This is a genomic window from Frankia sp. CeD, from assembly GCF_000732115.1.
Classification (GTDB): Bacteria; Actinomycetota; Actinomycetes; order Frankiales; family Frankiaceae; genus Frankia; species Frankia casuarinae.
Window position 1 is genome coordinate 25,856 of the sequence record NZ_JPGU01000046.1, and the last position, 8,067, is coordinate 33,922.

Here is an 8,067-nt window from a genome sequence, read left to right on the forward strand (position 1 = left end):
ACGGGTTACTCGACTACTCGACGCCCTCGAAAATCCAGCCCCTGTCCTCCCTGAAGATAGGTGACAGGGCAACCAGCGGCGGGTAGATGAGCGCCGGGNGAAGTCCCAGGGNCAGTTCATTGTCCGGGACACCGATGGTGAAGGTACCCGACTGGGGACCATCAGCGATCTTCCATTCACGCGGCTCCGGGAGCACACGTACCCGCTCGAATGTGTCCGGGTCACCATCGAAGCTCACAAAAGCCCCGCCGGACGGCTTGCGGATCGTGTAGGTGTCGTCGTTGGCGCGCCGCACCTGCCACACCTGCCCGCCGCCGTTGCCGTCAGGCAGAAGGACGAGGTTGCCCCCGCCCACGTCGGTGAGGGTCTGCTGCCCGGCGATGCTGATCCGGTAGATGCCGTCGATCACACTTGCCACGCTTGGCTCCTCTTCCGTCAAAGGAACAACTGGTCACGGTTGCAACCAGCCGCGATTGAGAATGTTGCTGCCTGCACCAGAGTCAGAAGGAAGATCTTCTCTTTGATGACATGATGAGACCCTTTTTGGCGGTTCGATGAGCCAGGAAAGCTCTGCGATGGGGCACTGGACGAGCAGACCGTGGTGGCAGCGGACAGCCAGGACGCTAACACCATCATGCCCGCTGGCGTCGGCGTTTCGGATCAGCGGCGCACACTAAAAATGCAGATCAAGACCCGACTCGCGCCGTCCACGTATCCAACGATATCTTCGCACACCAAACCGCGCTTTGTGGCCGGACTTCGCCCTCCTGTTCCCCCCGACGTCCCACCAGCCGCGCCGGGCGGCGTCCCACCGAGCGGTGTCCCGCCGCGCCGCGGCGCGGCGGCGCACCGGTGGCGCGAGCCCCGCGAGCGCACCGAGGGCGAGGGCCGCCGTGTGGCCGACCGCGTCGAGATCCCCACGGCTCACCCCCTTCATCATCACGGGGAGTACGACGACGAAGGTCAGTGACGCCAGAGCGCGCAGCGACCGGCGGGAGGGCAGCACCACGAGCGCGGTCAGGGCGGTCGCCACGACATAGCTCGGCCCGACATCCAGGACGTGCAGAGCGGTCCGCGGCAACCCGCCGGTGACGACCCGCAGGTCCAGCACACCCTGGGAGATCAACGTCGCCCCGGCGTGCCCACCCAGCACGACGGCCAGCGCGGTGGCGCCTCCCGCCGTCGCCTCCAAGCCGCCCACGGCCAGGCCCGCGAACATGAGCCACGGCGCCAACGGCCCCTCGGGCAGCCACGGAATACTGCCCACAAGCACCCCGAGGGGATGGTGGCGCATCTGGTCGAAGGTTGTGCTCATGGCCCACTGCCAGCGGGTCGCCGTGGCCGGGTCGACGTACTGGAACACCCGCGCCGCGACGAGGGCGCCGAGCAAGGAGTCGGTCACCGGGAACCGGCCTACGGTCACCGGCAGCCGCCACACGACCGACCACGGGCGTCCCGACCACGGGCTGGCGGCGCCCTCGGCCCCGTGAACGTGCTCCGCGCCGGCGGGGCCGTCGTCACCTCTGGCGGTACCGTCGTCGCCTCCGGCGGGGGCCGGNGTGCGGACGGTCATGGGACTCCGGCCCCCGGTCCACCTCGGATGTTCTCCGCCGGCGCGGCCCATCCCCGCTGATCGCCCCGGCCTGGAATCGAGCACGCCACGGAACACTCCCGCCTGACGAGAAGCAGGGCCCATCTGAAGAATGTCTTCGCCCGGCGCTGTCATTCCCGGCACCGCGGCAGCCGACCAGATGTGCCACGGTCGCGCCGGGCGGATGGTCGCGCCGGGCGGATGGTCACGCCGGGCGGACGGGGCCGACAGTCACGCCGGGCGGATGGTCACGCCGGGCGGTACCGCCCACAGCAGGCTGTCTCGAAGCGCCGGACGCCACACGCCGAAGTCGTGGCCGCCGGGGCGCAGCCGCAGCACGACGTCGAAGCCCGGACGCTCCCCCAGGGCGCGGGCCATCGCCTCCGTGTCGCCCAACGCCTCATGATCGCCATGTCCGCAGTCCAGCCACACCCGCATCGGCGGGAATGGTGGGNGCGTCGCCGCGTACCGGGCCGGGGNGTTCGCCGCCACGACCAGAGCGAGATCGGGCCGGTTCCCGAACAGGCCGACCATCCCGCCGTCGTGGGTCGGTTTCGACATCCCGGACATATCAATGATCGTCTCGACGAGGTCACGGTGGCGTAGCCCGAGGTTCAGCGCGCAGAACCCGCCGGCGGACATTCCGACGAAGATCCGGTCGGCTCGGTCCGCGATGGCGCGCAACCGCCGGTCGACCGTCGAGATCACGTCGTCGATCAGATAGGTCTCGATGTTCTCGCCGGGCCGGTCGACGCATTCGCTGTCGTCGAGCCAACCGTGACTCAGTCGCGGGGCGACGAGGATCGCGGGCCGGCCGACCCCGGCAAGCAGCGCGCCGACCTGCGCGGCCCGGCCCGCCCGGTACCAGTCGACCGGCACCCCCGGCGAGCCATGCAGAAGGTAGACGACGGGGAACCGGACGTGCGGTTCGGTGAAGTACTGGGGCGGGAGGTACACCAGTGCCTGCTTTGCCTCCTTCACACCGAACCCGCTGTGCGTGCCGGGGACCAACAGGTCGATAACCGATCCGTCCGGGTGCGGCGGCGCTGGCGCCACAGCCTCCCGCGCCGACCCCGTCGGCCAGGACTTCACCCCGATGACGTCGTCGACCCGCGGCAGGTAGCCGTAGTAGGCATTGACCAGATCCGCCGCCGTCACCAACGTGAGCAGCATGGCGAGGACGCCCATCCCGAACGCGGCGGGGCGTCCCACCCGGTTCCGATGCCCCGCCCGGCGCCGGTGGGCCAGCCACCCGCAGCCTGCCCAGCAGGCGAGCGACATTCCCGCCAGGGACAGCAGGAACCACTTCCCGATGACGACCAGGGACCCCAAATCCACGCTCCCCTGCGAGTGTGTCCACGGTGTAGACAATATGGACGACGTAGACAATATGGACGACGTAGACTGAAGGTGATGGTCAGTCCGGCCCGGGGCCGGTCGAGGTGTCCTTTCTTCGGGCACGGTGATGGAGGCCGGCCGTCCCAGGCCGGGGCAGTCGGGACAACCGGGATAGTCGGGACAACCGGGATAGCCCGGACAGATGGTCGCGCCAGCAGGGCCAGACCAGGAAGGCCTCGGCTTCGAGCATCGCCAAGGCGATCCGTGGTAGCTCGGAACTGGCGGGGNAGCAGATATAACGGGGCTGCCAGGNGGGTTGAAATTTGGCGTTGAACCGGTACAAGCTATCGATTTGGAACCAGCGGGACAAGAATATTAACAGGGAACGCCAGCAGCGGATGACCGGCCCGGCGCCCAGGCGCTCGCCGCGTTCGAGCGCGGACCGGAAGAACGCAAAGTTCAGCGACAGCCGTTCGACGCCCAGCTCGCGGGCCTGGCGCAGGGCGCTGACGATGAGGAACTCGTTCAGCCCGTTGTCGGCGGTCCGGTCCCGCGTCATCGCGTCCAGCGACAGGCCGTTGGGGCCCCACGGCACGAAATGCAGCAGGGCGCGCAGCCGGGGCTCGGTGCCGGCCGCGTCGGCATGCGACGTGCCGTCCTCGATGCCGCTTGTCGTGTCGTTCGCCGGGTGGCCCGGAGCACCGTTCACCGGGTCGTCCGCGTCGTGGGGACCCGCGTCATGGGGACCCGCGTCATGGGAGAACGCCATCACGGCTACGCAGTCGCCGTCCGCGCCGCCGCCGAGGCGGCCGAGCGCCATCGAGAAGCCCCGTTCCGTCTGGGTACCCCGCCAGGCAGCGGCCTGTGCCTTCAGCCGGGCGATGTCGGCCGGCGCGAGATCGCCGNCCCGCCGCGCGACCGCGGTGTAGCCGGCGCGTTCCACCCGGGCGACCGCCTGGCGAACGTTACGCATCGCCCGGCCCTCCAGCGTGAACGACGCCGTGTCGACGATGGCCTCGTCACCGAATTCCAGCGCGCACAGCCCGGCGCGGGTCCAGGCGAAGCCACCCGCCTCCGAGCAGCCGAGGACCGCCGGCGTCCACGCATGATCGGCCGCCTCACGCAGGAACTCCCTGATGGCCCCCGGCCAGGCCTCCCGGTCACCGAGCGGGTCTCCGCTGGCCAGCATCACGCCGGAGACCACCCGGTAGGCCACGCAGGCCTTGCCGGTCGGTGACCAGATCACCGACTTGTCCGACCGCAGCGCGAAGTATCCCAGCGAGTCGGCCTTGCCGTGCCGGGCCAGCAGGGCACGTATCCGTTCCTCGTCGGAGTCGGTCAGCCGGGGCCGGGGCTCGGGCGGTCGCAGCGCGAGGTAGCCGGTGGTCACTATGGTCAACAGGCCCATCGTCAGCAGCACGCGGGCGGCGAGGCCGGAGAACCGGTCGGAGGTGAACCGTAGCGGACCGGGGATCCCGACGAGTCCCTCGACGATCTGTTCGAACTGGGCGGACAGCGAATGCGGGCCGACGATCCGGTCCTGGCGCACATAAAGCAGCAGGAACCCGATCCCGATCGAGACGACAGTGAGCAGCAGGCCGACGCCGAGCGCCCGCCAACGCGTCGACGGGTCGCCCTTGGCCCGGAACTCCCCGTGGACCAGCAGCAGGGCGATGAGCAGCGCGGCCGATCCGGCCGCCTCCTCGTAGTCCAGACCCTTGGCAACGTGGAGCACGATGCTCACGCCGAGCAGGACCACCACGGCCCGCCAAGCCCGCCGCTTGCGGCGGCGCAGCCCCGGCGTCAGCAGCACGAGCAGCATGCCGACGACGACGGTGAACGCGGCGGCCTGCTGGGAGGCCGCGGGGGGCAGGAGCACCCGCAGGTCCTCCAGGCGGGAGCGCCACTCCGGGGTGACCGCGGAGATGACGTCCACCAGGCCGACAACCAGAGCCAGCAGCGCGGCGATCCGAGGCGCCCACGGCTGTTTCCAGGGGGGCAGCACGGGCATCCGGCCGCTCTTCCTGCCGGGACGGACGCCGGGTGATGTCGTCGACGGCGGGGCAGATGACGGCTGTGAGGCAGACGACGCCGGTGAGGCAGACGACGCCGGTGAGGCAGACGACGCCGGTGAGGCAGACGGGGCACGCGGTGCCTGGGGGGCAGGCTGTGCGGAAGGGACAGGAGGGACGGGAGAGGCCGCGGACCCCCGACCGACCGGACCAGACCGGGCGGACAGGCCCCGGCGGGCGCCGGGCCGCCCGGGTTCCGGCCGCACCGCCGGGCGTGGCCACCACCGGCGCCGGATGACGGCGCGCTCGTTCGCCTCGGGCGGCGCGTTTCCCCCCCGCCGCCCGTCGGCGGGGCGCCCGGCCGAGGTGCCCGATGCCCCGGTCCCGCTCGAGATTCTCATGATCCCTATCGTCTCCCGATGGGTCGCTTGCTATGGCGCTCAGGACCTGGAGACGATAAACCGCCCCGTCACGGACGTTCCTCGNGCCACCCGATCGTAGCCGGGCCGAGTCGCGGGGTGGTCACGCGCAGAAGGCGCCGAGTCGTGGACGAGGGCCAGGCGGGCGTCCCGGGCCGGCAGGGAAGGACGACCTGGACGATCTCCGCCCGAACGTCTAGACACACCCAGCAGACCAGCTCACATACGACATTTAGGCAGTTAACTCACTTATCTAGCTCACTTATTACTCCCATCCGGNCGGAGGTGACCCTGTGAGGTCGATCCGCGGTCTACTCATCCTGCGCTGCCGCTGCGGCCATGCGCGTCATGACCACGAGCACTACCGGCCCGGCTCGGATTGCGGCCGATGCGGGTGCCCGGCTTGGACCCTGTGGAGGCGACGTTGACGCCCCTGAACCTAGGGTAAGACGGGCAGGACGCCAGTCAACCAGATCAGCCGCTTACACAGCGTCACCTCCTGCTGTCCGCCGGACACGATCAACACCAGGTCACACGTCATTGGCCCTTGTGGCCCTCGGCGCCGATCCGCGCACCGGCTCAGCTCATGATTTCCGGGCTTGGTCTCGGCCCGTCCTCCTCCCGATGTGAAACTTTCTGAGGATGCCGGCGACCGACAGCTCGGTGTCGAGATACCACGTGCCGACGATTACCCCTCCGATGAGGACGACACCGAAACCGATCAGCCACGACAGGATGGTGAACACGNCCCCGATCCCGCCATAGCTGCGCTCGTTCGCCACGATGGAAGCCGAGAATGCCAGCCGGCTGACGACACCCAGACCAGTCAGGCCGATCGTCGTGAACAGGGCTGTCGGCCACGAGTCCCGCCAGCTCATCCGGCCGATGGTGAGTACCCGGACCCCGACCCACAAGAAGAGCGCCAGGATCACGGTGGCTACCAGGCCGTAGCAGACCTGACCAGCCACGGTGCCGGTGAGCAGCGCCCCGAGACTCGTGGTAGCGACGAGAAAGAAGATCAATCCGCAGAGCCAGCCGACCTGGGCCAGNAGGCCGCGTAGCCCGAATGGCTTCAGTCTGAAGACCCGCACATAAATGGACTGGACGGACGCGGCCAGACTCAGTCCGCCAATTATCAGCCAGAGCACTCCCAGTACTGTCCAGCCGGTGAGGACGGTTCCGCTCCGCGGGGTAAAGAGTCGTTCCACGGCCATCGCCGCATCATGGCTCAACCCCATGCGCGCGATGATTATGTCCGCCGCACCGCCCTGCCGCAGTGGCGACAGCGCCGCCAGCGTGATGACAAAAGGAAAGAAAATCATCAGGATCATCGCGGCGAGATTCATCGCCCTGTTAATCAGATCCGCCTCACGTAGTCTGGACGCCAGGTCTCCTACCGGGGACTGCCCCGCACGCCCCCGGGCTGTCCCGACGCGCGCACAGAGCGTCCTGATCGGCCGCCACGGCGCGCCGCTGCGGTGAGCGCCAGCGCCGCCGGACGGCCGCGACGCAGGATTGTTATTACTCGTACGCCAGCTCCGGGGCATGGCGTCCTCCCCACAGCACCGGGTTCATCGCCGGATCCGCCGAATGCCCTGTGTGCGGCGCTCGCCCTCCGGGGCGGGGACTCAGGCAGCCGCTTCAGTCGATGATGAGGGCGATGAAAATGATGCAGACGATTATGTTGATGAGCCAGCTGTGAGTGTTCATCCAGTCTCGGACGCGCGGTGCGGCGACTTCTGCCCGTCTATGGAACAGTAGTCGGGCAAGCAGCGGCAGTGCCGCCACCGTAACGGTCAGCCCGATGAACGGGAGTGCTGCCGCATAGGACGCGTTGTTCTGCTGCAGGTGTATTCCAACCGTCATCATAATCACGATGTCCGNGGGCATCAGCAGAATGACGAACAGTCCGACTTGGAACGCCTTCATCAGATCTGCCGCCATCAGCGTCGTCAGCCATTTCGGCGGCTCCACCGTTTCGCGCCGCACCCAGTTCTTCACGGCGGCGACTGCCAACAGGCCCACCAGTACGTACTGGATGATCTGGCCGGCCGAACCGTTACTCCTCGAACTTCCCAGGTCGACGGCGCTGTCCAGCAAGGCGGCGAGGCCCATCATGACGGCCACACCGGCCGCTGTCGCGGCCGCCACACCGGCCAGGAACCCCAGGGATACCCGCCCGGCTCGTGGCGTGGTAACGAAGATGATCGCCGACATGATCTGCGGTCCGATCATCATGGTGATTGCCAGCGGGAGAATCTGGAGACCGTCCATGGATGCTCCCCACCGCTTGACCATGCTGATTCACGCGAGACTCCTAGCCCTCTCGCGCTCGAACTCCTGGTCGTTGAGCAGTCCGCGGCGGTGCAGGNCTCCGAGCTTGGCCAGCTCGTCTGCAATAATGGTCGCGCGGGTCGCGGCGCGGATGTAGCCGCGGACCGCTTCCTCGCTCGCCGAGCCAACAGCCGGACCGGGTCCTCCCGGCCCCGCGCGCGTCGGGTGCGCCGATTACCACAGCCATTACCTACCGCCTGCTCGCCGCGTCAAACCCAGCATCACCCGAAACTCACCCTCTCGTCTCGGCCCGATGCCGCAGACGGTGGCCGGGGGCACTAGTGGTCGTCGCTGCAAGTTCGCCGGTTATGCGGCGAGGGCGAGGCCGCTGGCGGTCTTGAGGAGATCGGCGCGGGTGTACTTCCAGTCGAAC

6 protein-coding genes are annotated in these 8,067 nt (G+C 68.6%); all 6 read right to left on the reverse strand.

Annotated features, from left to right (window positions below; translation table 11 throughout):
- Positions 1 to 13 precede the first annotated feature (13 nt).
- The 6 genes from CED_RS18135 to CED_RS18160 all read right to left on the reverse strand — a co-directional run bounded on the left by CED_RS18135 (position 14) and on the right by CED_RS18160 (position 7,634).
- Complete coding sequence (locus CED_RS18135) at positions 14 to 418, reverse strand: hypothetical protein (RefSeq protein WP_035733955.1); 405 nt, start codon at positions 416 to 418, stop codon at positions 14 to 16.
- A gap of 255 nt (positions 419 to 673) precedes the next feature.
- Positions 674 to 1,573, reverse strand: a complete 900-nt coding sequence (locus tag CED_RS26350; protein WP_051623936.1) for a rhomboid-like protein — start codon at positions 1,571 to 1,573, stop codon at positions 674 to 676.
- Between the two features lie 249 nt (positions 1,574 to 1,822).
- Complete coding sequence (locus CED_RS18145) at positions 1,823 to 2,929, reverse strand: esterase family protein (RefSeq protein ID WP_235187136.1); 1,107 nt, start codon at positions 2,927 to 2,929, stop codon at positions 1,823 to 1,825.
- A 79-nt stretch (positions 2,930 to 3,008) separates the two neighbouring features.
- Positions 3,009 to 4,940 (reverse strand): phosphatidylglycerol lysyltransferase domain-containing protein, encoded by a 1,932-nt coding sequence (locus CED_RS18150; RefSeq protein ID WP_051868904.1) that lies wholly within the window; start codon positions 4,938 to 4,940, stop codon positions 3,009 to 3,011.
- A gap of 1,004 nt (positions 4,941 to 5,944) precedes the next feature.
- Positions 5,945 to 6,706: a ribonuclease BN gene (locus tag CED_RS18155; RefSeq protein WP_235187137.1), complete on the reverse strand. Its 762-nt coding sequence runs from the start codon at positions 6,704 to 6,706 to the stop codon at positions 5,945 to 5,947.
- 295 nt (positions 6,707 to 7,001) lie between these two features.
- A complete protein-coding gene (locus CED_RS18160; protein ID WP_035912590.1) occupies positions 7,002 to 7,634 on the reverse strand; it encodes a GAP family protein in 633 nt (210 codons plus the stop codon).
- Between the last annotated feature and the right edge of the window lie 433 nt (positions 7,635 to 8,067).